Raw genomic sequence first — 25,159 nt, 5'->3', positions numbered from 1 at the left:
TATTGAAGCTGCATCACACCATAAATCACCAAAGCGGGTCGAGGATTAAACGTGCCTTTATGGCGGCCTGATAGCGGCGGGGAGGAAAAAAAGCCAGATATGCCTGTAAGGTGAATGACTTAGCCTAATTAGTCATAAAAATTATAATGTTAATTATTTTAAACAGCGAATCAGATATAGCCGGCCTGGGTATGCACGCTGACCCGATCCTTGCCGTTCTTTTTGCAAAAATAGAGCGCTTCGTCCGCCTGTTTGATCGCCGCTTGCAGCGCGGTGAATGCGTTGACCGGCGCAATGCCGCAGCTGGTGGTGAAACGCACTTGCCGTCCATCGGCCAGATTTAGCGTCAGGCGATGAGTGCGGGCGCGCAATTGCTCCATGATGTCCCGCGCGTTGTCCAACGAACAGTTGCCCAGCAGCACCGCGAACTCTTCGCCGCCGTAGCGGCAGAAGATGTCGCTGGCGCGGAACGCGCGTTGCAGCAGGTGGCCGAATGCCACCAGCGCCCGGTCGCCCACGTCGTGGCCATAGCTGTCGTTGAGCTGTTTGAAGTTGTCGATGTCGATCAGGCAAAAGGCTTGCGGGTAGCTGCCGTCGCCCAGCAGCTGACATTCAAGGAAGAATTTACGGCGGTTGTAAATATTGGTGAGCGGATCGAGGAAAGAAGAGGCCTCGAGCTCTTTAATCAGCAGTTGTTTCTCGCTTTCCAGCGAGACCTTGTCCAACTGGTATTGCCTGAGCTGCTGAATGGCGTCGCTGATGGCGATCAATTCCTGGCTGTAGAAGGCGTCGTTGCGATCGATATTTATCTCGCCGCGCGACAGCCGCACGATATTGTTGTGGGTCTTGGTCAGCCAGCGGTTGATGCTGGTGCAGAACACCAGCGCCGGCAAAATGAACAGCAACACCACCAGGCCGGCGAGTGCAATCATGCCGTAAATGGTCGTCTGGCTGTCGTAAATCTTGTGGCGCGACGCGAGGGTTTCCAGTTCGAAGCTGCGTTGATACAGCGCCTGCGACAGCCCGCTCACATCGTCGACATAGCGCGAAATAAGCGCGGTGGGGTAGGGCTGATGGGTATCGATAGCGGTGTACAGCCCATGGGTAATCTGCTGGAGGCGCTCAGCGGACACCTGGGCGAGCAATGCATTGACGATGTTGGTGATTTGCACATCGTCGTAGTTGATCTTCATGAAGATCAATCGGGTGCTCAGCGCGTTCAGCACGCCGGTCAGCTGAATGGACTTCAGGTAGGCGTCTTTGCGAACGAGCGGTCTGACGTTGACGTCGATAATCTGATCGCTCAATTCCGTCAGTGACATATTCAGCCGGTTATTAAGGCGGATGGCCTCGAGAAACATAAAAGAGTCGGTATCCACCATCCGGGTATCGTAGGTGTAGCGGTAATAGCTCTTACTGGTTTGCGAGATGTAATAGGCGCTGTTGATGTTGAACAGATTGGCGTTGGTGTTATTGACCTGCGAAAGCTGCAGGTTGTCATTATCCAGCAGCTGTTCCATCAGGCTGATCATCGACAGCGCGGCGATTTTTTGCCGAACCCCGAGCTGTCTGGCGACCTCATCGTCCAGATGTTCGCGGATGCGGGTAATTCTTTCGCGCGCCGCCCGATCGGCGGCCAAACATTGCGCTCGGGTGATTTGCGGATCGATCAGGCTCAAGCGTTTGAGGCGGTGCGCCTGCAAGGCAGTCTGAAAGGCTTCGGAGATTTCTTTGGCGCGATCAATTTTGTACAGATTGAGTTGGTTATCGCGGTAGTCGGTATGGGCTTCGAGCAGCTCATCGACGATGAACAGAGAGAAGGAAGTCATCAGGCACAGGGTAAAAAAATAGATTGCGTATTTAATTTTCATAGTGCGAGTCATCCTGAGCCTGATGCCGCAATTATACCACCATGCCGCCTGCGTCGCCTCAACTATGCCGGCGCCCTCCGGTGGCGGTTTTTTAGCATTAAATGCTGATTTTTATTTAGCGATTGGTCACCTGCGCTATCGCCTGGCGGGCGATTTATGATTTGCCTCTGATTTCTCTCTCGTGGTCGCCCGGCGGCTCTGGGCTTTTCGGCCAGCTGTGATACAGTTTATTCACAATTCAGGCCCACCGCGCGCCGCAGGGGAACACTCCGGCTGCGGTACGAAGCAGAAGAGTGGCCTGGCACCTATAACTCACCGAGACGTTTAAGGGTTTTTATGACACAACAGCCACAGGCAAAATACCGCCACGATTATCGCGCGCCCGATTACACCACGACCGATATCGATTTGGACTTCAGTCTGGACGCGGAAACTACGCGCGTGACCGCCGTCAGTAAAATCAAACGTCAGGGCGCGGCCGGCGCACCGCTGGTGCTGGATGGCGAAGATCTGACGCTGGTGAGCATTCAGGTGGACGGCCAACCGTGGAGCGCCTACCGCCAGCAGGATAACCAGCTGATCATCGAAGCGTTGCCGGCACAATTCACTCTTACCATCGTCAACGACATTCACCCGGCGAAAAACACCGCGCTGGAAGGGCTGTACCTGTCCGGCGATGCGCTGTGCACGCAATGCGAAGCCGAAGGTTTCCACCACATTACCTATTATCAGGATCGCCCGGACGTGCTGGCGCGCTTTACCACCCGCATCGAGGCCGACAAGGCGCGCTATCCGTTCCTGCTGTCGAACGGCAACCGCATCGGCCAGGGCGAATTGGCCGATGGCCGCCACTGGGTGCAATGGCAGGATCCGTTCCCGAAACCTTGCTACCTGTTCGCGCTGGTGGCGGGAGACTTCGACGTGCTGCGCGACAGCTTCACCACCCGTTCCGGCCGTAAGGTCGCGCTGGAGCTGTTCGTCGATCGCGGCAACCTGGATCGCGCCGACTGGGCGATGACGTCGCTGAAGAACTCGATGAAGTGGGACGAGACCCGCTTCGGCCTGGAATACGATCTCGACATTTATATGATTGTGGCGGTCGATTTCTTCAATATGGGCGCGATGGAGAACAAAGGGTTAAACATCTTTAACTCCAAATACGTGCTGGCGAAGGCGGAAACCGCCACCGACAAGGATTACCTGAACATTGAAGCGGTGATCGGCCACGAATACTTCCACAACTGGACCGGTAACCGCGTAACCTGCCGCGACTGGTTCCAGCTCAGCCTGAAAGAGGGGCTGACGGTGTTCCGCGACCAGGAGTTCAGTTCCGATCTGGGATCGCGTTCGGTCAACCGCATCGACAACGTGCGCGTGATGCGCGGCGCGCAGTTCGCCGAAGACGCCAGCCCGATGGCACACGCCATCCGCCCGGACAAAGTGATCGAGATGAACAACTTCTACACCCTGACGGTGTATGAAAAGGGTTCCGAAGTGATCCGCATGATGCACACCTTGCTGGGGGAGGAGAACTTCCAGAAAGGGATGCAGCTCTATTTCGAACGCCACGACGGCAGCGCCGCCACCTGCGACGATTTCGTGCAGGCGATGGAGGACGCGTCCAACGTCGATCTGTCGCGTTTCCGCCGTTGGTATAGCCAGTCCGGCACGCCGCTGTTGACGGTGCGCGACGATTACGACGCGGAAACCCAGCAGTATCGTCTGCATGTCAGCCAGCAAACCGCGCCGACCGCCGATCAGCCGGAGAAATTGCCGCTGCATATCCCGCTGGATATCGAACTGTACGACAGCGAAGGCAACGTCATTCCACTGCAAAAGGGCGGCCTGCCGGTCAATAACGTGCTGAACGTTACCGAAGCGGAGCAAACCTTCGTGTTCGACGGCGTGGCGCATAAGCCGGTGCCGTCGCTGCTGCGCGAATTCTCCGCGCCGGTGAAGCTGGACTATCCGTACAGCGATCAGCAGCTGACCTTCCTGATGCAGCACGCGCGCAATGAATTTGCGCGTTGGGATGCGGCGCAGAGCCTGCTGGCGACCTATATCAAGCTGAACGTGGCGCGGCACCAGCAGAAGCAGCCGCTGTCGCTGCCGCTGCACGTGGCCGATGCGTTCCGAGCAGTGCTGCTGGACGAAAAACTGGATCCGGCGCTGGCGGCGCAGATCCTGACGTTGCCGTCGGAGAACGAAATCGCCGAGCTGTTCGCCACCATCGATCCGGAAGCGATCGCCGCGGTGCATGAAGCGATCGTTCGCTGCCTGGCGCGGGAGCTGGCCGATGAGTGGCTGGCGGTATATCACGCCAACAAGACCGACGGCTACCGCGTGGAGCACGCCGAGATCGCCAAGCGCGCCTTGCGTAATGTGTGCCTGGACTATCTGGCGTTCGGCGAAGATGTGGCGCTGGCGGACCAACTGGTAAGCGAACAGTATCGCCAGGCAGACAACATGACCGACTCGCTGGCGGCGCTGTCTGCTGCGGTCGCGGCCCAGCTGCCGTGCCGCGATGCGCTGCTGGCGGCGTTCGACGAGCGCTGGCATCAGGATGGCCTGGTGATGGATAAATGGTTCGTGCTGCAGGGCAGCAGCCCGGCGGCAGACGTGCTGAGCAAGGTGCGCGCGCTGCTGCAACACCGTTCGTTCAGCCTGAGCAACCCGAACCGCACCCGTTCGCTGATCGGCGGCTTCGCTTCCGGCAACCCGGCGGCGTTCCATGCCGCAGACGGCAGCGGCTATCAGTTCCTGGCGGAGATCCTCAGCGATCTCAACCAGCGCAACCCGCAGATCGCCGCGCGCCTGATTGAACCGCTGATTCGCCTGAAGCGTTACGACGCGGGCCGCCAGGCGCTGATGCGCAAGGCGCTGGAACAGCTGAAAGGATTGGAAAACCTGTCCGGCGATCTGTACGAGAAGATCAGCAAGGCGCTCGACGCCTGATCTTTTCGCGCTGAATAGATCAAGGGACGGCCTGCGCCGTCCCTTTTTTCATCCTTTCAATTCGCCGCCCGACGGCCGCTGGCCGCTGTGGCCGGCGGTGATAACACCCGCTCCAGCACTTCGGCCTCCAGTTCCGCCAGCCGTGCGGAACCCTTGCGGCGCGGCCGCGGCAGATCGAGAGTCAGATCCAGCCCGATGCGCCCCTCTTCGATCAGGATCACCCGATCCGCCAGCGCGATGGCTTCGCTGACGTCGTGCGTGACCAGCAGTACGGTAAAACCGTGCTGTTGCCACAGCGTTTCTATCAGCCCCTGCATCTCGATGCGCGTCAGGGCATCCAACGCCCCGAGCGGTTCGTCCAGCAGCAGCAGGCGGGGGCGGTGGATCAGCGCGCGCGCCAGGGCGACCCGCTGCTTTTGCCCGCCGGACAGCGCCGCCGGCCAGTCGCGGGCGCGATCCGCCAAGCCGACCGCGTCCAGCGCCTGCAGCGCCGCATCGCGCCACTGGCCGCGCAGCCCCAGGCCCACGTTGTCGATCACCGTTTTCCACGGCAGCAGGCGCGCATCCTGAAACATCAGCCGGGTATCCTCTTTAGCGGCGGCAAGCGGCGCGTTGCCGCTGAGCAGCGCGCCGCTGCTGGGTTGTTCCAGGCCGGCCAACAGGCGAAGCAGGGTGCTCTTGCCGCAGCCGCTGCGGCCGACCACCGCCACGAACTGCCCGGCGGAAATGCGCAGCTGAATATTGTCCAGCACGGTGCGGTTGCCGTAACCTTTGCCGATGGACTCCAGCGTCACCGGCGTGCCTTGCGCAAGGCGAGCGGGAAGGGTCATAGCGCTTCTCCCTGTTTCAGTTGATAGGCCGGATGCCAGCGCAACCAGACGCGCTCCAGCAGCTGTGCGCCCACGTCCGCCAGCTTGCCGAGCAGGGCGTACAGCACGATCGCCACCACCACCACGTCGGTTTGCAGGAATTCACGCGCGTTCATCGCCAGGTAGCCGATGCCCGAATTGGCCGAAATGGTTTCGGCGACGATCAGCGTCAGCCACATGAAGCCGAGAGCGAAACGCACGCCGACCATAATCGACGGCAGCGCGCCCGGCAGCACCACCTGCGTAAACAGGCGGAAACCGCTCAGGCCGTAGCTGCGGGCCATCTCCAACAGGCCGCGATCGATGTTCTTGATGCCGTGATAGGTATTGAGATAAATCGGGAATAGCGTACCGAGCGCCACCAGAAAGATCTTGGCGGATTCATCGATACCAAACCACAGGATCACCAGCGGGATCAGCGCCAGGTGCGGCACGTTGCGGATCATTTGCACCGAGCTGTCCAGCAGGCGTTCGCCCCAGCGCGACAGCCCGGTAATAAAGCCGAGGATCAGCCCGATGCTGCCGCCGATGGCAAAGCCGATCAGCGCGCGCTGGCTGCTGATGCTCAGGTGCTGCCATAGTTCGCCGCTTTGGCTCAGGCTCCAGAAGGCGGCCAGCACCGCGCTCGGCGCCGGCAAAATGCGGTTGGACAGCCAGCCGGTTTCGACGGCGATCTGCCAGAGGATCACCAGCGCCAGCGGCAGCGCCCAGGGAGCCAGCCGATACAGGATGCGTTGCGCGTTCTTTGCCATCGGGGCGCTCCTCAGCTCTGCGACACTTTTTGCGGAACATAAATGTTGGCCACCACTTCGCCCTGCGGGCGCACCGGCTGAAGGCGCACGGGCGTTTCCTCCTGCGCCAGATCGAGGTGCGGGAACAGCAGTTCGCCGACGCGGTAGGCCTCTTCCAGATGCGGATAGCCGGAGAGAATAAAGGTGTCGATGCCCAGATCGGCATATTCCTGCATGCGCGCCGCGACCGTCGGGCCATCGCCCACCAGCGCGGTGCCGGCGCCGCCGCGCACCAGGCCGATGCCGGCCCACAGGTTCGGGCTGATCTCCAGGTTGTCCTTCTTGCCGCCGTGCAGCGCCGCCATGCGCCGTTGGCCGACGGAGTCGAAGCGCGCAAAGGCCTGCTGCGCGTCGGCGATGGTTTCCTCATCGAGATGTGCGATCAGCCGATCGGCGGCGCGCCAGGCCTCTTCGGTGGTTTCCCGCACGATGACATGCAGGCGGATACCGAAGCGTACCTGGCGGCCTTTCGCCGCCGCTTTGGCGCGCACCTCTTCGATTTTCTCTTTAACCTGCGCCGGCGGCTCTCCCCAGGTGAGATACATTTCTACCTGTTCGGCGGCCAGATCCTGCGCGGCGGCGGAGGATCCGCCGAAATAGAGCGGCGGGCGCGGCTGCTGCACCGGCGGGAACAGCAGTTTGGCGCCTTTCACCTGAATGTGCTTGCCGTCGAAATCGACGGTTTCGCCTTCCAGCACCCGGCGCCAAATGTGGGTGAACTCGGTTGAGGCTTCGTAGCGCTCTTCATGATTGAGATGCAACCCCTCCGCCGCCAGCTCTTCCGGATCGCCGCCGGTGACCAGATTGAACAACGCGCGCCCGTTGGACAGGCGATCCAGCGTCGCCGCCTGGCGCGCCGCCAGCGTAGGGGAGATGATGCCCGGCCGCAGCGCGACCAAAAACTTTAGCCGCTGGGTGACCGGGATCAGCGAGGCGGCCACCAGCCAGGAGTCTTCGCACGAGCGGCCGGTGGGGATCAATACGCCGCCGAATCCCAGCCGATCCGCCGCCTGGGCGATCTGCTGCAAGTAACCGTGATCGACGCTGCGCGCCCCCTGTGCGCTGCCGAGATAGTGGCCGTCGCCGTGGGTGGGTAAAAACCAGAAAACGTTCAGGCTCATCGTCAGTGTTCTCCCATTGTTTATTGCGCGCTTGGGCGCCAGATGCGTTGCGAGATGTCGACCTTCACTGGCACCAGCCGGTTGGCGTAAAACAGGTCGGCGGTTTGCTGCTGCGCGGCGATCGTCTGCGCATCGAGCGGTGTGATGGCGGTCGGCGGGCGGTGATCCAGATAGCTGGCGATCACCGGCTCCGGCAGCCCCATGGCGTTGGCCAGCAGGGTCACGCTTTGCGCCCGGTCGCTGCGGGTGAGCGCATCGGCCTGGGTCAGCACGGTCAGAACCTGGCTGATAAAGCTGCCGTTGGCTTCGGCGTAGGGGCGCGCCGCCAGATAGAAGGAGCCGGTCTGGTTCAGATCGGTGCCGTCGCCGAGCACCCGTACGCCGCCCTGCAGCAGCGCGGCGGAATAATAAGGATCCCAGATGGCCCAGGCATCGACGTTACCCTGCTGGAAGGCGGCGCGCGCATCGGCGGGGGTCAGATAGGCGGGCTGGATATCCGTAAATTTCAGGCCGGCCTTTTGCAGCGATCGCAACAGCAGGTTGTGCGAGCTGGATCCTTTCTGGAAAGCGACCTTATGCCCTTTCAGATCGGCGACGGTTTTGATCGGGCTGTTTTCCGGCACCAGGATCACCTCCGCCTTCGGTTTGGGCGGCTCAACGCCGACATACAGCAGGTCTGCGCCGGCTGCCTGCGCGAAGATCGGCGGAATATCGCCGGTGCTGCCCAGATCGATGCTGCCGACGTTCAAGGCCTCGAGCATTTGCGGGCCGGCGGGAAACTCGATCCAGCTGATGCGGGTGGCGGGGAAACGTTCCTCCAGCAGCCGGTGGCTCTTCGCCAGCACCAGGCTGACCGATCCTTTTTGGTAGCCGATGCGGAACTGCGCCGGATCCTGCGCAGCGGCGGCAGTGGCCCAAACCAACGACAGCAGGCCGGTGAAGGTAGCGGCGCTCAGCCAGCGCCGTAAAACGATGCGTTTTTTCATTCAGGCTCTCCTTTTCCAGGTGTTTCAGGCGGTCTGACGCGCCGCCAGCGGCGAGGCGACGCGCAGCGCGGGCGGTTTGCGGCGGCCAAGCGCCAGATAGAAACTGGCCAGCGCCTCTTCCAGCCGGGCGGCGACGGCGTCGGTGAGCGTGGCGCCTTCGCCGGCCAGTTGGATCTGGCTGTCGTCGGCGAACACGCCATGCAGCACCTCTTGCGCTTTCAGCGCCGCCAGCACCGGTTTCAGCGCGTAGTCCACCGCCAGCATGTGGCCGATCGAACCGCCGGTCGCCAGCGGCAGCACCACCTTATGATCCAGCGCGCGTTCCGGCAGCAGATCCAGCAGGGTTTTCAGCGCGCCGGAGAACGACGCTTTATAAACCGGCGTGGAAATCAGCAGGCCGTCGGCCTGTGCCAGCTGCTCGGCAAACGCCTTGATCGCCGGGCTGTTGAAGTTGGCGTACAGCAGGTCTTCGGCATCGAAGTCGTGCAGGGTATAAGCCGTCACTTCCACCCCTTGCTGCCGCAGCCAGTTCTGACTCAGCGCGAGCAGCGCGGCGGAACGTGATGGGATGCGTGGGCTGCCGGCCAGTGATATAACGCGCATTACCACTCCTTATAACTAAAAGTTAGGTTTAATTAGAAAATCAAAAGGAAGTGTTTTAAACCTACCAGCAACCGGGCGCGTTTTTTAAATCTCATTTTTTGATTTCGATATGCGCAAAAGCGGATTGGCGCCGATTTGGTGGTGAAGAGAGAAAACGATTGCGTAAAAACGGCTTTTTTTGCCTTTAATCAATTCCAATTGGGCGGGGGATACCGGATAATACGCCCCCGGTTTGCAACCGGGAAATCAGGAGAGTCCATGTACTACCCCCTCATCAGGAAAGCGTTGTTCCAGCTCGATCCCGAGCGCGCGCACGAAGTGACCTTTCGTCAGCTCAGCCGTATTACCGGCACCCCTTTAGCGTTTCTTGTCCGTCAGTCCGTGCCGACCAAACCGGTCAGCTGCATGGGGCTGTCGTTCAAAAATCCGCTGGGATTGGCCGCCGGTCTGGATAAAAACGGCGAATGCATCGATGCGTTCGGCGCGATGGGCTTCGGCCATGTGGAAGTCGGCACCGTGACGCCGCGCCCGCAACCGGGCAACGACAAGCCGCGCTTGTTCCGCGTGGTTGAGGCGGAAGGCCTGATCAACCGCATGGGGTTCAATAACCATGGCGTAGACAATCTGGTTGAAAACGTTAAGAAATCCCATTTCGGCGGCATTCTTGGGATCAATATCGGCAAGAATAAAGACACCCCGGTCGAACAGGGTAAAGACGATTATTTGATCTGCATGGATAAAGTTTATCCGTATGCCGGTTATATCGCGATTAACATCTCTTCACCGAATACCCCGGGGTTACGATCCTTACAGTATGGCGAAGCGCTGGACGATCTTTTAGCTGCGATTAAAAATAAGCAGCAGGAATTACATGCGCGCCATCACAAATATGTGCCGGTGGCGGTAAAGATCGCGCCGGATCTTTCAGAAGAAGAATTGATCCAAATTGCCGACAGCCTGGTGCGGCATAATATCGATGGCGTGATCGCCACCAATACCACCTTGGATCGAAAATTGATCCAGGGATTAAATTACTGCGAACAAGCGGGCGGGTTAAGTGGGCGTCCGTTACAATCACGCAGCACGGAAGTGATCCGTCGTCTTTCCACCGAACTTCAAGGGCGCCTGCCGATTATCGGCGTGGGCGGCATCGATTCGCTGACGGCGGCGCGCGAAAAAATGGAGGCCGGCGCGAGCCTGCTGCAAATTTATTCCGGATTTATCTATCACGGCCCGCGTTTGATTAAAGATATCGTTACCCATATCTAATATTTTTCCTCTCATTTTATTCCGGGGGTTTATTTCTGCCCCCGGCTCGTCTATATTTTGTTCGTTAGCATAAATATCGTTCGCGGAATTATCCGATGTTTAAGCTATTTTATCGGTGATAAAATCGCCTTTTAGGGTGAGTGCGGCGTTGGCATAGGCAGCGAGAAGGATACGAAATGAAGATAAAACCTGACGATAATTGGCGTTGGTATTTTGATGCCGAACACGATCGGCTAATGCTGGATTTAGCTAATGGTATGATCTTTCGTTCACGTTTCCCGGCCAAAATGTTAACGCCGGACGCCTTCGATGAATGCGCTTTTTGCGTGGATGACGCCGCCCTTTATTTCACCTATGAAGAACAGTGCAAGCAGATCAAACTCAGCCATGAGCAGCGCGCCGAGCTGGTGTTGAATGCGCTGGTCGCCTACCGCTTCCTGAAACCGCTGATGCCGAAGAGCTGGCATTTCTCGCAGCAGCATTACCCGCTGCAGCCGAAAAACGGCGAGCTGGCGGCGGTGAAGGTGATGGAAAGCGGCGTGGAAGCGCGCTTGCTGGTGGTAGAGGCCGGGGATAACGCTAGCCTGTGCCTGCTGGCGCAAAATCAACTGACGGTCGCCGGCCGCACCATGGTATTGGGCGACGCCATCAAGGTGATGCACGATCGGCTGAAACCCTGCGCGCAGGATGAAAGCGCCGCCCCGGCTTACGACAGGGCGGTATAAGGCGGATTACGCCAACGTCAAATCACTTTTTGGGATACAGCTGCAGCACAGGATGGTGCCGTTGTCGCCCAGCGCGCTTTTCTTCAGCGGCGCGACCTCACCGCTCAACAACGTAATGCGGCAGCTGCCGCAAATCCCGGCGCGGCAGGAGTAAGGCACGCGAATGCCTTGCTGTTCCAGCTGTTCGAGCAGGATCTGCTGGTTGTTGCCGGTAAACACCTTTCCTTCATATTCGATAGTGACGCTGTGCTCGCTGTCTTGCGGCGCCTGCACGCTCTCCACCACTTTGCCGGCGCCATAAGGGCGCGGCGGCTTGGTCGACAGCACTTCCACCGTATCGCCCACGCGGATGATGCCGCTGCTGCGCGCGATCATGTTCTGGCCGAAATCGATATCGCCGTTGTCGGCGGAGCGGAATTTTTGCAGCGTACTCAGCGGTTCGCCGCTCGGGTGCTTGCGGCCGCGCTCGGTGCTGACGGTGGTGAGCACGCAGCGGCTGCAGGGTTTTACCAGATCGAACATCACATCGCCGACGCGGATCACCTGCCAACCGTCCTCGGCCCAGGCGGCTGCGCCGCTCACCACCAAATTGGGGCGGAACTGCTCCAGCTTGATGCTGCCGGGGCAACGCCGCTGCAGATCGTTGAACGAAGCCTGGTTAATCAGCAGATAAGGGTAGCCGTCGGCAAAGGTCAGCGGGATTTCGGAGTGTTTTTTCACCCGGCGGGTCAACTCCGGCCCCAGCCAGCGCAGCTGAACGTCGCGCTGGAAATAGCCGCTCAGCCAGCGGTTGATCTCATCCGGCGCGATCAGTGCGGTGAAATGGTTGCCCCACACCTCGGTCGGCTGCGGCGCGGCGGCGAAGTCGCTGAAGCGAATGGCGGCGCTTTCGCCGTCCGGCGCGGTCAGGAATAGCCCGTCCGGCAGCAGCGCCGGCGTGAACAGCACCATCTGCGGGTATTGGCGCGCGGTAATAAAGGTGCCATCCGGCTCGGTGATCATAAAGTTGCGGTCGAAGGCCAGACCGCTGCTGCCGACCTGGGCGTAAGAAAGCTGCAGACCGCGCAGTGATTTAACCGGATGGACGTAGAGTCTGGAAAGCGTGATCACCCTCATCTCCGTGCGATTATTAAATAGAAGGGAGCAACTTTATGACAAGCGGTGCGGATTAGCTATAATGCGCAACAATTTTCTTTTTGGTGATAAGCACGATATGAACTCTCTGTTTGCCAGCACGGCGCGTGGATTGGAAGAACTGTTAAAAAGCGAGCTGGAAGCGCTTGGCGCTCACGACTGCAAAGTGGTGCAGGGTGGGGTACATTTTCAGGGTGACGATCGTCTTCTGTACCAAAGCCTGCTGTGGAGCCGCCTGGCTTCGCGCATTCTGTTGCCGCTGAACGAATTCCGCGTGCACAGCGATCTGGATCTGTACCTCGGGGTACAAGCGATCGACTGGCCGAGCATTTTTGGCGTGGATAAAACCTTTGCCGTGCATTTCAGCGGCGTGAACGAAGAGATCCGCAACAGCCAGTATGGCGCGCTGAAGGTGAAAGACGCCATCGTCGACAGCTTCACCCGCAAACTCGACCAACGCCCGACGGTTGCCAAGCAGCAGCCGGATATTCGCGTTAACGTCTTCCTGCAACGCGATATGGCCAGCGTGGCCCTCGATCTGAGCGGTGAAGGCCTGCATCAGCGCGGCTACCGCGATCTCACCGGCCAGGCGCCGCTGAAGGAAAACCTGGCGGCCGCCATCGTGCTGCGTTCCGGCTGGCAGCCGGGCACGCCGATGCTCGATCCGATGTGCGGCTCCGGCACGCTGTTGATCGAAGCGGCGATGATCGCCGCCGATCGCGCGCCTGGCCTGCACCGCCAGCACTGGGGCTTCAGCGCCTGGAATGGCCACAACGCCGAACTGTGGCGTGAAGTCACCACTGAAGCGCAGGTGCGCGCACGCCGCGGCCTGCAGGAAACCGCCTCTCGCTTCTTCGGTTCCGATATCGATCGCCGGGTGATTGAGATGGCGCGCGGCAACGCCCGCCGCGCCGGCGTCGCCGAGCTGATCACCTTCAACGTCGGTGACGTGGCGCGGTTGACCAATCCGCTGCCGGAAGGCCCGCACGGCACCGTGATCAGCAATCCGCCGTACGGTGAGCGTCTGGAAAGCGAACCGGCGCTGATCGCGCTGCACAACATGCTGGGGCGCGTGATGAAAAGCGCCTTCGGCGGTTGGCAGCTTTCGCTGTTCAGCGCCTCGCCGGAGCTGTTGAGCTGCCTGCAGCTGCGCGCCGAGCGCCAGTTCAAGGCGAAGAACGGCCCGCTGGAGTGCGTGCAGAAAAACTATCAGCTGGCGGCGAACCCGGCCGGCGCCACTGCCGGCGGCGTGCAGGTGGCGGAGGATTTCGCCAACCGTCTGCGCAAAAACTTGAAGAAGCTCGACAAGTGGGCGAAACAGCAGGGCATTGAATGCTACCGCCTGTACGATGCCGATCTGCCAGAATACAACGTCGCGGTGGATCGTTACGGCAGCAAGGTGGTGGTGCAGGAGTATGCGCCGCCGAAAACCGTCGATGCGCAGAAAGCGCGTCAACGCCTGTTCGATGTGATCAACGCGACGCTGGCGGTGCTGGAATTGCCATCGAATCAGCTGATCCTGAAAACTCGCGAGCGGCAGAAGGGCAAGAATCAGTACGAGAAGCTGGCGCAGAAGGGCGAGTTCCTGCTGGTGGAAGAGTATAACGCCAAACTGTGGGTTAACCTGACCGACTATCTCGATACCGGCCTGTTCCTCGATCACCGTATTGCGCGCCGCATGTTGGGCGAGATGAGCGGCGGCAAGGACTTCCTCAACCTGTTTGCCTATACCGGCACCGCCAGCGTGCACGCCGGGCTGGGCGGCGCGCGCAGCACCACCACGGTGGACATGTCGCGCACCTACCTGGAATGGGCGGAGAAGAACCTGCGCGCCAACGGCCTGACCGGCCGTCAGCATCGGCTGATCCAGGCCGACTGCCTGTCGTGGCTGAGCAACGCCAACGAACAGTTCGACGTGATCTTCATCGATCCGCCGACGTTCTCCAACTCCAAGCGGATGGAGAACACTTTTGACGTGCAGCGCGATCATCTGGCGCTGATGAAAGATTTGAAACGGTTGCTGCGCCGCAACGGGACCATCATGTTCTCGAACAACAAGCGCGGTTTCCAAATGGATATGGCAGGGCTGAGCGCGCTGGGCCTGGAGGCGAAAGAGATCACCGCCAAGACGCTGTCGCAGGACTTTGCCCGTAACCGTCAGATCCACAACTGCTGGCTGGTGACTCACGCCGGCGAAGGAAAATAATTACTATGTCGTTAATCAGCATGTCCGGCGCCTGGCTCTCTTTCAGCGATGCGCCGCTTTTAGACAACACCGAAATTCATATCGAAGACAACGAGCGCGTGTGTCTGGTCGGGCGCAACGGCGCCGGCAAATCCACGCTGCTGAAGATCCTCGGCAAAGAGATCCCGCTGGACGACGGCCGGGTGATCTACGAGCAGGATCTGATCGTGGCGCGCCTGCAACAGGATCCGCCGCGCAATATCGGCGGCAGCGTGTTCGACTTCGTGGCCGAAGGCGTCGCGGAGCAGGCGGAACACCTGAAGGCGTACCATGCGATTTCCCATCTGGTGGAGAGCGACCCGAGCGAGAAAAATCTGGCGCGCATGGCGCAAATCATGGAGATCCTCGATCACCAGGGGCTGTGGCAGCTCGACAGCCGCATCAGCGAAGTGCTGCTGCAGCTGGGGCTGAACGGCGACGCCGAGCTTTCCTCGCTGTCGGGCGGCTGGCTGCGTAAAGCGGCGCTGGGCCGCGCGCTGGTGAGCTCGCCGCGCGTGCTGTTGCTCGACGAACCGACCAACCACCTGGATATCGAAACCATCGACTGGCTGGAAGGCTTCCTGAAAGAGTTCGACGGCAGCATCGTCTTCATCTCGCACGACCGTTCGTTTATCCGCAACATGGCGACGCGTATCGTCGATCTGGATCGCGGCAAGCTGGTTTCCTGGCCGGGCAATTACGATCTGTATCTGCAGAGCAAAGAAGAAGCGCTGCGGGTGGAAGAGCTGCAAAACGCCGAGTTCGATCGCAAGCTGGCGCAGGAAGAGGTCTGGATCCGTCAGGGCATCAAGGCGCGCCGTACCCGTAACGAGGGCCGCGTGCGTGCGCTGAAGGCGCTGCGCGTCGAGCGTTCGCAGCGCCGCGAAGTGATGGGCACCGCCAAGATGCAGGTGGAAGAGGCGACCCGCTCCGGCAAAATCGTGTTCGAGCTGGAAAACGTCAATTATCAGGTGGGCGAAAAAGTGCTGGTGCGCGATTTTTCCGCCCAGGTACAGCGCGGCGACAAGATTGCGCTGGTGGGGCCGAACGGCTGCGGCAAAACCACGCTGCTGAAACTGATGCTCGGTCAGCTGAAAGCCGACAGCGGCCGCGTGCACTGCGGCACCAAGCTGGAAGTGGCCTATTTCGATCAGCACCGCGCGGATCTCGATCCGGAGCGCACGGTGATGGACAACCTGGCGGAAGGCAAACAGGAAGTGATGGTCAACGGTCGTCCTCGTCACGTATTGGGCTACCTGCAGGACTTCCTGTTCCACCCGAAACGCGCGATGACACCGGTGAAGGCACTTTCGGGCGGTGAGCGTAACCGCCTGCTGTTGGCTAAGCTGTTTCTGAAACCGAGCAATCTGCTGATCCTCGATGAACCAACCAACGATCTCGACGTCGAAACGCTGGAGCTGCTGGAAGAGCTGATCGACGGCTATCAGGGCACCGTGCTGCTGGTCAGCCACGATCGTCAGTTCGTCGACAACTCGGTGACCGAGTGTTGGATCTTCGAAGGCAACGGCGTGATCAACGCCTTCGTCGGCGGTTACTACGATGCGCATCATCAGCGCGCCACGGCGAAACCGATTCGTCAGGCGGCGCCGAGCGCGAGCAAACCGGCGGCGGAGAAAAAGGCCGAGCAGCCGAAGAAAGCGGCGGCCAAGCTGAGTTACAACCTGCTGCGCGAACTGGAACAGTTGCCGCAGCGGCTCGAACAGCTGGAGGCGGAAATCGAAGCGCTGCAGGCGCAGATGAGCGACGCCGACTTCTTCACGCGGCCGCACAGCGAAACGCAACAAGTGCTGACGGCGCTGGCTAACGCCGAGCAGGCGCTCGAGCAGGCCTTCGCCCGCTGGGAAGAGCTGGAAGCGATGAAAAACGGCTGACCGTTGCGATACCGCCCGCGCGCTGCTGCGGGCGGTATCGACGTGCCGGTGAGCAACGTTATTTAGGAGGAATATGGTGTGTTCCCACAACAATCATCAGCAGCATAGTCATTCCGCACCTTCGGCGGAGCACCAGGATAACCTGATGCTGTGCCCGCAGTGCGACATGCTGGTGGCGCTGCCGCCGCTGGCCTATGGCAGCAAAGCGGTCTGCCCGCGCTGCAAAACCACGCTCAGCGCCCGCTGGGACGAGCCGCGCAAGCGGCCGATCGGTTACGCCCTCAGCGCCCTGTTCATGCTGGTGCTGGCCAACATTTTCCCGTTTATCAACATGCGCGTCGCCGGCATCGGCAATGAAATCCGGCTGATTCAAATTCCGGAAGTCATGGTGGCGGAAGACTACGCCAGCATGGCCACGCTGTTTATGGTGTTCGTGCAGCTGATCCCGGCGTTTTGCATGGTGGCGATCATTCTGCTGTGTGCCAAAGTGCGTTTGCCGCTGGGGCTGAAAGAGTGGATGGCCCGGGTGCTGTTCCAGTTCAAGACCTGGTGCATGGTGGAAATTTTCCTCGCCGGGGTGTTGGTCAGCTTCGTCAAGCTGATGGCCTACGGCGATATCGGCATCGGCAGCAGCTTCGTGCCTTATTGCCTGTTCTGCCTGCTGCAGGTGCGCGCCTTCCAGTGCGTGGATCGGCGCTGGCTGTGGCAGGACATCGAACCGGCGCCGCGCCTCGATCGCCCGCTGACGGTGGGGCGCACCGGCATGCGGCAGGGCGTGCGCTCTTGCGCCTGCTGCACGGCGATCCTGCCGGCCAATCAGGTGCGCTGCCCGCGCTGCCACACCAACGGCTACGTACGTCGCCGCCACAGCCTGCAGTGGACGCTGGCGCTGTTGGTGACCTCCGTCATGCTGTACATTCCGGCCAACCTGATGCCGATCATGGTGACCGAGGCGCTGGGCAACAAAATGAACTCCACCATCATGGCGGGGGTGATCCTGCTGTGGGGCGACGGCTCTTATCCGGTGGCGCTGGTGATTTTCATCGCCAGTATCATGGTGCCGTCGCTGAAAATGCTGGCGATCGGCTGGCTGTGCTGGGATGCGAACGGCAGGAAGAAACCGCGCGCCGACAGCGAGCGCATGCATCTGATTTATGAAGTGGTCGAATTCGTTGGCCGCTGGTCAATGATCGACGTGTTTGTGATCGCCGTATTGTCGGCGCTGGTGCGAATGGGGCAGTTGATGAGCATTTACCCCGCGACGGGCGCCGTGCTGTTCGCGCTCGTGGTGATCCTCACCATGTTCGCCGCCATGACATTTGATCCCCGGCTGACCTGGGATCGCGCAAGTGAAACAATCAACAAGGAGCCGCAAGGTGACGGAAAATAATCATAGCGTCGCGGACGTCGAGAAGATCAAGCGCTGGTCGCCGGTGTGGATCATTCCCATCGTGACCGCGCTGATCGGCGCCTGGATCCTGTTTTACCACTTCAGCCATCAGGGGCCGGTAGTGACGCTGGTCACCACGACGGCGGAAGGGCTGGAAGCGGGTAAAACCAAAATCAAAAGCCGCAGCGTGGACGTCGGCGTGGTGGAAACCGTCACGCTGAGCGAGGATCTGAGCAAGGTGATGGTGCAGGCGCGCCTTAATTCCGGCATGGAGAAATTGCTGCGCCAGGACTCCGCCTTCTGGGTGGTGAAACCGCAGATCGGCCGTGAAGGCGTCTCCGGGCTGGGCACGCTGCTCTCCGGCGCCTATATCGAACTGCAGCCGGGCAACAAGGGCAAAGACGGCAAAGACAACTATCAGCTGCTCGACGCGCCGCCGCTGGCCTCTCCGGATGCCAAAGGGCTGCGCATCGTGCTGGACAGCGAAAGATCGGGCCAGCTCAACGCCGGCGATCCGGTGCTGTTCCGCGGCTACCGCGTCGGCTCGGTGGAAACCAGCTATTTCGATCCTAAAACGCGCGCCATGCGCTATCAGCTGTTCATTACCGCGCCTTACGATCAGCTGGTTACCACCAACGTGCGCTTCTGGAAAGACAGCGGCGTGGCGTTCGACATGTCGGCGCAGGGCATGCGGGTGGAGATGGGGTCGCTGACCACCCTGTTCAGCGGCGGCGTCAGTTTTGACGTGCCGGAGGGCTGGGATCGCGGCGAACAGGCGAAAGAGAAGGCGGAGTACCAGCTGTTCGACAACCAGCGCAGCACGCAGGATTCGCTGTATACCGTGCATAAGGACTACCTGCTGTTCTTCTCCGATTCGGTGCGCGGCCTGCAGCCGGGCGCCCCGGTCGAGTTCCGCGGCATTCGTCTGGGCACGGTGGCGCAGGTGCCGTTCTACAAAGAGGGCATGGCGCAGCGCCTGGACAACGATTACCGCATTCCGGTGTTGATCCGCATCGAGCCGGATCGCTTCCAGAAAGAGTTGGGCGGCAATTTCGATATCGAAGGGCATTTGAAAGACGCCGAATCCCGCGGCATGCGCGCCTCGATGAAGTCCGCCAACCTGCTGACCGGTTCGCTGTACATCGATCTCGACTTCTATCCGCAGGAGAAACCGTGGAAAGGGCCGCGCGAGCTGTTCGGTTATCCGCTGATGCCGACCACCAGCGGCGGTCTGGCGCAGATCCAGCAGAAACTGATGCAGACGTTGGATAAGATTAATTCGATGCCGATCAATCCGATGATCAACGAAGCGACCAAGACGCTGGCGGAAAGTCAGAAAACCATGAAATCGACGCAGCAAACCATGAAGTCGCTGAACGACATCATCGCCAGCAAAGAGATGCAGGCGCTGCCGCAGGACATGCAGAAAACCCTGCTGGAGCTGAACCGCAGCATGAAAGGGTTCCAGCCTGGTTCGCCGGCTTACAACAAGATGGTGGGCGATATGCAGCGCCTCGACCAGGTGTTGCGTGAGCTGCAACCGGTGCTGCGCACCCTGAATGAGAAGAGCAACGCGCTGGTGTTTGAAGCCGCCGGCAGCACTGACCCTCAGCCGAAGAAGGCCACGAAATGATGAAATGGATCCCGGTAGCCCTGGCGCTGTTGCTCAGCGCCTGCAGCAGTTCGCCACAGAAGACCTACTATCAGTTGCCGGCGCTGGGTGCGCCGGCCGCGGCCAGCAGCAGCGGTGCCTCCACGCGCCAGCTGTGGCTGGAGCACGTGAGCGTGGCGGATTATCTGGCGCAGAGCGGCGTGGTGTATCAGACCAACGACGTGCAGTATGTGATAGCGCAGAACAATCTGTGGGCCAGCCCGCTCGACCAGCAGCTGCAGCAAACGCTGGTCACCAACCTGAGCAGCGCGCTGCCGGGCTGGGTGGTCTCTTCGCAGCCGATGAGTAGCGATCAGGATGTGCTCAACGTCACCGTCAGCGGCTTCCACGGCCGTTTTGACGGCAAGGCGATCGTTCGCGGCGAGTGGGTGCTGAACCGCCAGGGGCGTTTGATCAAACGGCCTTTCAGCCTGGAATTGAAACAGGGCGAGGACGGCTATGATGCCCTGGTGCGCACCCTGGCGCAGGGCTGGCAGCAGGAAGCTCAGGCTATCGCAGCACAGATGGGCGGCATTTAGTCATAATTTGGTCTAAAATCGTCTAATCCCTGTCAGCGTGAAAATTCGTTTTTTTTCGCTGGCAGGGATTTCTATTTAATTTCAAAAAGTTAAACCCTTCCCCGGCAGATCAGCCACTTAGCACTTTCCTCGGGCGTAGCTCACAAATATGACATTGGCGTGAATTTTGCGCATTGATCTTCTCTTCTTTTAGCGCTATTGATTACTCGTGGCTGCGCAAAAAGCAGCCATTGTTTTCTTTCCACCAGACCAAAATGAGGGAAACGAGGCATGAAGAGACAGAAACGCGATCGTCTGGAAAGGGCGCATTCGAGAGGGTATCAGGCAGGTATTTTAGGGCGTTCCAGGGAACATTGTCCCTACCAATCATCGGTGGACGCCCGGTCTCAATGGCTGGGAGGTTGGCGAGAAGCCATGGAAGACAGGGCTGTGACCGCTTAAGCGGCTCCCTGTCAAATAAAAGGAATAACCTCCGCCTTTGGCGGAGGTTTTTGTTTGTGCCGTTTATTCGTCCTGCCAGCGTTTCAGTAAAATACTCGCATTCACGCCGCCAAAGCCAAAGCCGTTTGATAAGGCGTAGGTCATGTCCATCGATTCAGCCCGTTTCGCGACCAGATGCAAGCCTGCCGCCGCCGGATCGGGGTTATCCAGATTCAGCGTTGCAGGAGCTATCTGATCGCGCAGAGCCAGGGCGGTAAAGATGGTTTCCAGCCCGCCGGCGGCGCCGAGCAGGTGCCCGGTCGCTGATTTCGTCGAGGTCACGGCGACAGTCCCGGCGGTGCCAAACAGGTGCTTGATGGCATTGATTTCACCTAAATCGCCTACGGGTGTCGAAGTCGCGTGCGCGTTTAAATGCTGAACCTCTTCTGGGGCGACATTCGCCTGCTTCAACGCGATTTTCATCGCCCGATAGGCGCCGTTGCCGTCTTCAGCACCGGAGGTCATGTGGTAGGCGTCGGCGCTGGTGCCATAGCCGACGATTTCCGCGAGCGGCGTAGCGCCGCGCGCCCGCGCATGCTCCAGCGTTTCAATCACCAGCATGCCGGCGCCTTCCCCCATGACAAAACCGTCCCGGGCGCTGTCGAAAGGCCGGGAGGCCTGTCGCGCCAACTCGGCCGGTGCGGTGGACATGGCGCGCGCGGCGGCGAATCCGCCCAGGCTTACGGTGTCGATAGCCGCTTCGGTACCGCCGCACAGGGCGATATCGGCCTCATCATTGCGGATCATACGCACCGCGTCGCCAATGGCCTGCACGCCGGCCGCACAGGCGGTGACCGGCGCCCCAATCGGGCCTTTGAAGTGATGCTTGATGGAAACGTGACCGGCCGCCAGATTGACCAGGAAAGAGGGGATGGTGAATGGCGACAGGCGCTTGGCGCCGCGGCTGTCCGTAGTGCGCACCGCCTGGGCAATGGCCGGGAAGCCGCCAATGCCCGAGGCGATGACGGTGGCGGTTCGCTCTTGTTTTTCCTCCGTATCGGCTATCCAGCCGGCCTGACGAACGGCTTCATCCGCCGCCGCCATGGCAAACAGAATAAAGCGATCCATTTTCTTTTGGTCCTTGGGGGCGACGGACGCGTCTGGGTTGAATCCCGCCTCGGCATCTTGCGCCAGTTCGGGGACTTGCCCCCCGACCTTGACCGGCAAATCTGCAACGATCTCGTCAGGTAAAGCCCGAATGCCGGACTCTCCTTTTAATAAACGTTGCCAGATGGTCTCCACGCCGCACCCTAACGGTGAAACGGCGCCCATGCCGGTAATAACGATACGACGATTGCTCATGACTGCTCCTTGGTGAGTTCGGATAAATCAGCGAGGCGCCGCTGCCGCATCAGTTCGGCGCGTTGACGTATGCCGTCATTTGCCGCAGGCCCCGGTGCCAACGTAATAAACTGCGGCGGCACCTGCTGTTGGGTCTCGACGTTGATCAACTGGACCTGGATCGGCCGATCGGTGCGGCCGTCGACTAACAAGGCGCTAATGTCACCGTCGATCAAATGGCGATTGCCCCATTGTGAGAGAGCTGCCAGTACGGGAAGAAAATCGTTGCCGCGTTCGGTGAGCAGATATTGATAGCGAACCGGCCGCGTTTGATAACGTTGCTTATGCAGAATGCCGTGGGCCACTAAATCCTTCAGGCGTCGAGCCAGGAGAGTGGGTGAAATCCCCAGACTTTGTTGGAATTCGTCGAACTTGGACAACCCCTGAAAGGCATCACGCAGGATCAGGATGCTCCACCATTCTCCGACGCGATCTAACGAACGTGCGACGGGGCAAGGTGTATCGCTAAAGCGGGTTTTTTGCATATCGCCTCTTTGTGGATACATTTATTGTAGTTACATGATGGCTATACTAGGCGATTTTGAGGGGCAAGAAAATGACCGGATGCAAAAAACCGCTATCGCGTCAGTGCGGGCTGCGGGGAGAGGCCTCGCTCAACTGGCCTGCGTTCGGGTAGGAATAGGGTGGAGACAGGGGGAAAAAACGTTTCGGCAGCGGGCAATTAAAGGAGGTGAGTAGTCTTTAAACGAGAAGAGAAAGAAATGCCATCACGCTGGGCGTGATGGCATGCGAAGAGGATTAGAAAACAAGACGATGGCCGCCTTCTCCTCAGCGTGATCAGAACGCCGTGGTGTCCTTGAACAGACCCACTTTCAGATCGGTAGCGGTATAGATCACTTCGCCGTCAACCAGCACTTCGCCATCGGCGACGCCCATGATCAGCTTGCGGGTGATGACGCGTTTGAAGTTAATGCGGTAGGTCACTTTCTTCGCGGTTGGCAGCACCTGGCCGGTAAACTTGACTTCACCGACGCCCAGCGCGCGGCCTTTGCCTTCGCCACCCAGCCAACCGAGGTAGAAACCGACCAGCTGCCACATCGCATCCAGGCCCAGGCAGCCTGGCATGACCGGATCGCCGATAAAGTGGCAACCGAAGAACCATAGGTCCGGATTAATATCCAGCTCCGCTTCCACATAACCTTTGTTGTGAGTTCCGCCGTCTTCGGTCATCTTGACCACGCGGTCCATCATCAACATGTTACCTGCCGGCAACGGTGGGCCACCGGCGCCGAACAGCTCGCCACGGCCGGATGCTTCGAGGTCTTCTTTCGTATAGGAATCGCGTTTATCTACCATGTTCTCAGTAAGCCTTATTTTAATGAAGGACGCAGGTTAGCTAACACGTGTACGCTGAACAAGTCCGATCAGCCGTGGTTGAACCAGTTGAGCCAGCGCAGCGGCCACGGACGTCGGCGTTCCTGCAGGCTCACCTGCGCAATCCGTTCCTGAATGGCCGCCAACAAGTTCGGCTGTTGTTCGTCAGAGTAGAGGCAACCTGTGAGCAAAGGCAAGGCTTCCGCCGCGCTCTCTACCGCCCACAGATGGAATTGCCCTTCGCGTACCGCGTCGACGACATCCTGGCGCAGGCACAGGTGGCGCACGTTGGTCGCGGGCAATACGACGCCCTGTTTACCCGTCAGGCCGCGGCGCAAACAAACCTCGAAGAAACCTTCGATCTTTTCGTTAACGCCACCTATCGGCTGTACGTTGCCGAATTGGTCGACGGAGCCGGTGACGGCGATCTGCTGGGTGATCGGTTGCTGTGACAGGGCGCTGATCAACGCGCACAGTTCAGCCAGCGAGGCGCTGTCGCCGTCTACTTCACCGTAAGATTGCTCAAAGACGATGGAAGCGGAGAAGGGTAACTGCTGATCCAGATCCAGCTCGGCGATCAAAAACGCCTGCATGATCATCATGCCTTTAGCGTGCAGGTTGCCGCCCAGTTCGGCTTTGCGCTCGACGTCGGTGAATTCGCCGTCGCCGAGATGCACAACGCAACTGATGCGCGACGGTTCGCCAAAACTGCGTGGATGGCCGGGATAATCCAGGACTGACAGGCCGTTGATTTGCCCTATCACTTCACCCTCGGTCTCAATCAGAATCTGGCCCAGCTCGATTTCATCCTGCATACGTTCGGCCAGATAGCTTTCACGCCATTCGCGGGCATTTAACGCCGCTTCGAACGCTTTGGCCGTAATGCGATCTTCTTCGGCATACAGTGCGGCTTCGGACAGCTGCTGGCCAAGCCAAACCGGCGAGAGTGGCAGGATGCCCTGGTCGCCACTGTAACGCACGGCCTGAACGATCAGCGGCGCCCAGGCGTCGCTCGCCAGCATCGGCAACTGCTGGTCGGCAATCACGCCGTTGACGTAGCCGCACCACTGCGCCATATCATCAACTTCAGTCAGCTGCAGATCGTCTTCGAATTCACCGTAGACCGCTTGTTCACTCAGTTCCGGCTCGATATCGTGAAAATCGGCCAGGCCGTGGCGATCGCCGACCACAATCAGCCGCAGCTCCAGCGGCATTGGCGGAATGGCTACCGGCAGCGGGCGGGTTTCGTCTGGCGAAACCCAATGGAACTGACGTTGGCCGATCATTTGCTTCAGCCGCAGCCATAGCAACGGCTGAGCCAACAGGGCGCGGGCCGACAGAATCAAAATGCCGCCGTTGGCCTGGTGCACCAGACCCGGCTGCAGGGTGATGTCGCCATTGTGGATCCGTACGCAGCCAAACAGTTGCTCCGGCTCAACCCACTCCTGGAACAGGCAAGCGCCGCCGGCGGCAAAAGGTTCATCGCCACGGCTGGCCGGCTCTACGCTGACTTTGCCATCCTGAATGACATAGTGGCTGCCGCGGCATGCCGTGTTTTTCGGCAGCAGTGGCGTGACGGCGTGAGCGATCAGTTCCAGATACTCTCGTGTTTCTTGCGCCTTCAACAGCATGAAACGCGGCGGCGATTGGGGGTGGCAAAATAGCGTCAGGGCATTTTCCAGCCGAGGCTGAATGGCGGAAAAGGGCACGGGTGCCAACTGAGCGGCGGTATCAAATATCGCCTGATAAGGCGTTACGTCCGGCAATAAAGATTGCCATTCAAGTCGGTTATTGGTCAAAGTGTTAGATGCAATCGTTAAAAAGGGAAAGGGCGATTATACAAGAATAACGGCGGCTTGATACATGCGGAGTGCCAGTTGGCATCAGGGAGTTTGACATCGCGCGGTGACTGTGCAAAAAACAGTCTAAAAGACGGCTTAATTGCCGGGGAAATTTGGCGCAAAGCTGTTATGCTTATTTGAA

The 25,159-nt window shown here is 59.6% G+C and carries 20 protein-coding genes; 9 read left to right on the top strand and 11 right to left on the bottom strand.

All coding sequences use genetic code 11. The features are described 5' to 3' along the window. Window positions 1-170: 170 nt before the first annotated feature. A complete protein-coding gene (locus ACF8MC_RS16695; RefSeq protein ID WP_164104761.1) occupies window positions 171-1,871 on the bottom strand; it encodes a GGDEF domain-containing protein in 1,701 nt (566 codons plus the stop codon). A gap of 336 nt (window positions 1,872-2,207) precedes the next feature. Here ACF8MC_RS16695 and pepN point away from each other — a divergent pair, with 336 nt between their 5' ends. Continuing rightward, on the top strand, window positions 2,208-4,826 hold the full coding sequence (pepN, locus tag ACF8MC_RS16690; protein ID WP_164104762.1) for an aminopeptidase N: 2,619 nt from the start codon (window positions 2,208-2,210) through the stop codon (window positions 4,824-4,826). Between the two features lie 56 nt (window positions 4,827-4,882). On the opposite strand, the gene ssuB is transcribed toward pepN, so the two are convergent. The 5 genes from ssuB to ssuE are packed head-to-tail and all read right to left on the bottom strand — an operon-like array spanning window position 4,883 to window position 9,196. Continuing rightward, on the bottom strand, window positions 4,883-5,656 hold the full coding sequence (gene ssuB, locus ACF8MC_RS16685; protein WP_033637874.1) for an aliphatic sulfonates ABC transporter ATP-binding protein: 774 nt from the start codon (window positions 5,654-5,656) through the stop codon (window positions 4,883-4,885). Beyond that, complete coding sequence (ssuC, locus tag ACF8MC_RS16680) at window positions 5,653-6,447, bottom strand: aliphatic sulfonate ABC transporter permease SsuC (protein WP_033646585.1); 795 nt, start codon at window positions 6,445-6,447, stop codon at window positions 5,653-5,655. Before ssuC ends, ssuB begins: the two co-directional genes overlap by 4 nt. Before the next feature lie 11 nt (window positions 6,448-6,458). After that, window positions 6,459-7,607, bottom strand: a complete 1,149-nt coding sequence (gene ssuD / locus ACF8MC_RS16675; protein WP_033637877.1) for an FMNH2-dependent alkanesulfonate monooxygenase — start codon at window positions 7,605-7,607, stop codon at window positions 6,459-6,461. Window positions 7,608-7,627: 20 nt separating this feature from the next. Beyond that, on the bottom strand, window positions 7,628-8,593 hold the full coding sequence (locus tag ACF8MC_RS16670; protein WP_033637878.1) for a sulfonate ABC transporter substrate-binding protein: 966 nt from the start codon (window positions 8,591-8,593) through the stop codon (window positions 7,628-7,630). 24 nt (window positions 8,594-8,617) lie between these two features. Further along, window positions 8,618-9,196, bottom strand: a complete 579-nt coding sequence (gene ssuE, locus ACF8MC_RS16665; RefSeq protein WP_033654227.1) for an NADPH-dependent FMN reductase — start codon at window positions 9,194-9,196, stop codon at window positions 8,618-8,620. Between the two features lie 258 nt (window positions 9,197-9,454). Here ssuE and pyrD point away from each other — a divergent pair, with 258 nt between their 5' ends. Next, window positions 9,455-10,465, top strand: coding sequence for a quinone-dependent dihydroorotate dehydrogenase (gene pyrD, locus ACF8MC_RS16660; protein WP_019454516.1), 1,011 nt, complete (start codon window positions 9,455-9,457; stop codon window positions 10,463-10,465). Between the two features lie 176 nt (window positions 10,466-10,641). Further along, a complete protein-coding gene (locus ACF8MC_RS16655; protein WP_033637882.1) occupies window positions 10,642-11,190 on the top strand; it encodes a cell division protein ZapC in 549 nt (182 codons plus the stop codon). A gap of 6 nt (window positions 11,191-11,196) precedes the next feature. On the opposite strand, the gene ACF8MC_RS16650 is transcribed toward ACF8MC_RS16655, so the two are convergent. Beyond that, the gene (locus ACF8MC_RS16650) at window positions 11,197-12,300 is read right to left on the bottom strand and encodes a YcbX family protein (protein WP_164104763.1); all 1,104 of its coding nucleotides are present in this window, start codon (window positions 12,298-12,300) and stop codon (window positions 11,197-11,199) included. A gap of 103 nt (window positions 12,301-12,403) precedes the next feature. Here ACF8MC_RS16650 and rlmKL point away from each other — a divergent pair, with 103 nt between their 5' ends. The 6 genes from rlmKL to rmf all read left to right on the top strand — a co-directional run bounded on the left by rlmKL (window position 12,404) and on the right by rmf (window position 20,461). Further along, the gene (gene rlmKL, locus ACF8MC_RS16645) at window positions 12,404-14,530 is read left to right on the top strand and encodes a bifunctional 23S rRNA (guanine(2069)-N(7))-methyltransferase RlmK/23S rRNA (guanine(2445)-N(2))-methyltransferase RlmL (protein WP_174158912.1); all 2,127 of its coding nucleotides are present in this window, start codon (window positions 12,404-12,406) and stop codon (window positions 14,528-14,530) included. Between the two features lie 5 nt (window positions 14,531-14,535). Continuing rightward, a complete protein-coding gene (locus tag ACF8MC_RS16640) occupies window positions 14,536-16,440 on the top strand; it encodes an ABC transporter ATP-binding protein (RefSeq protein ID WP_033637886.1) in 1,905 nt (634 codons plus the stop codon). A gap of 73 nt (window positions 16,441-16,513) precedes the next feature. Next, window positions 16,514-17,830, top strand: coding sequence for a membrane integrity-associated transporter subunit PqiA (pqiA, locus tag ACF8MC_RS16635; RefSeq protein WP_071883795.1), 1,317 nt, complete (start codon window positions 16,514-16,516; stop codon window positions 17,828-17,830). Continuing rightward, window positions 17,817-19,463 (top strand): intermembrane transport protein PqiB, encoded by a 1,647-nt coding sequence (gene pqiB, locus ACF8MC_RS16630; RefSeq protein WP_033646578.1) that lies wholly within the window; start codon window positions 17,817-17,819, stop codon window positions 19,461-19,463. The genes pqiA and pqiB overlap by 14 nt, the downstream gene beginning before the upstream one ends. Beyond that, a complete protein-coding gene (gene pqiC / locus ACF8MC_RS16625) occupies window positions 19,460-20,020 on the top strand; it encodes a membrane integrity-associated transporter subunit PqiC (protein WP_039566678.1) in 561 nt (186 codons plus the stop codon). Before pqiB ends, pqiC begins: the two co-directional genes overlap by 4 nt. Before the next feature lie 270 nt (window positions 20,021-20,290). Further along, a complete protein-coding gene (gene rmf, locus ACF8MC_RS16620; RefSeq protein WP_004928150.1) occupies window positions 20,291-20,461 on the top strand; it encodes a ribosome modulation factor in 171 nt (56 codons plus the stop codon). Between the two features lie 63 nt (window positions 20,462-20,524). Here the strand turns inward: rmf and fabF are convergent, their stop codons facing one another. From fabF to ACF8MC_RS16600, 4 genes are all read right to left on the bottom strand, one after another. After that, window positions 20,525-21,802, bottom strand: coding sequence for a beta-ketoacyl-ACP synthase II (gene fabF, locus ACF8MC_RS16615; RefSeq protein WP_033637889.1), 1,278 nt, complete (start codon window positions 21,800-21,802; stop codon window positions 20,525-20,527). Next, a complete protein-coding gene (locus tag ACF8MC_RS16610) occupies window positions 21,799-22,326 on the bottom strand; it encodes a helix-turn-helix domain-containing protein (RefSeq protein ID WP_033637890.1) in 528 nt (175 codons plus the stop codon). The genes fabF and ACF8MC_RS16610 overlap by 4 nt, the downstream gene beginning before the upstream one ends. Window positions 22,327-22,639: 313 nt before the next feature. After that, entirely contained in the window at window positions 22,640-23,158 is a 519-nt protein-coding gene (fabA, locus tag ACF8MC_RS16605; RefSeq protein WP_004928144.1) for a bifunctional 3-hydroxydecanoyl-ACP dehydratase/trans-2-decenoyl-ACP isomerase, read from the bottom strand. A 68-nt stretch (window positions 23,159-23,226) separates the two neighbouring features. Beyond that, window positions 23,227-24,975: a Lon protease family protein gene (locus tag ACF8MC_RS16600; RefSeq protein ID WP_033646573.1), complete on the bottom strand. Its 1,749-nt coding sequence runs from the start codon at window positions 24,973-24,975 to the stop codon at window positions 23,227-23,229. Between the last annotated feature and the right edge of the window lie 184 nt (window positions 24,976-25,159).

Origin of the sequence: Serratia sp. LACPHL-BACT-2024-00286, from assembly GCF_043109535.1 — a bacterium.
GTDB classification, from domain to species: Bacteria; Pseudomonadota; Gammaproteobacteria; order Enterobacterales; family Enterobacteriaceae; genus Serratia; species Serratia sarumanii.
The sequence above is the reverse complement of the archived record's forward strand: the minus strand, read 5'-3'. Positions and strand labels throughout refer to the sequence as shown.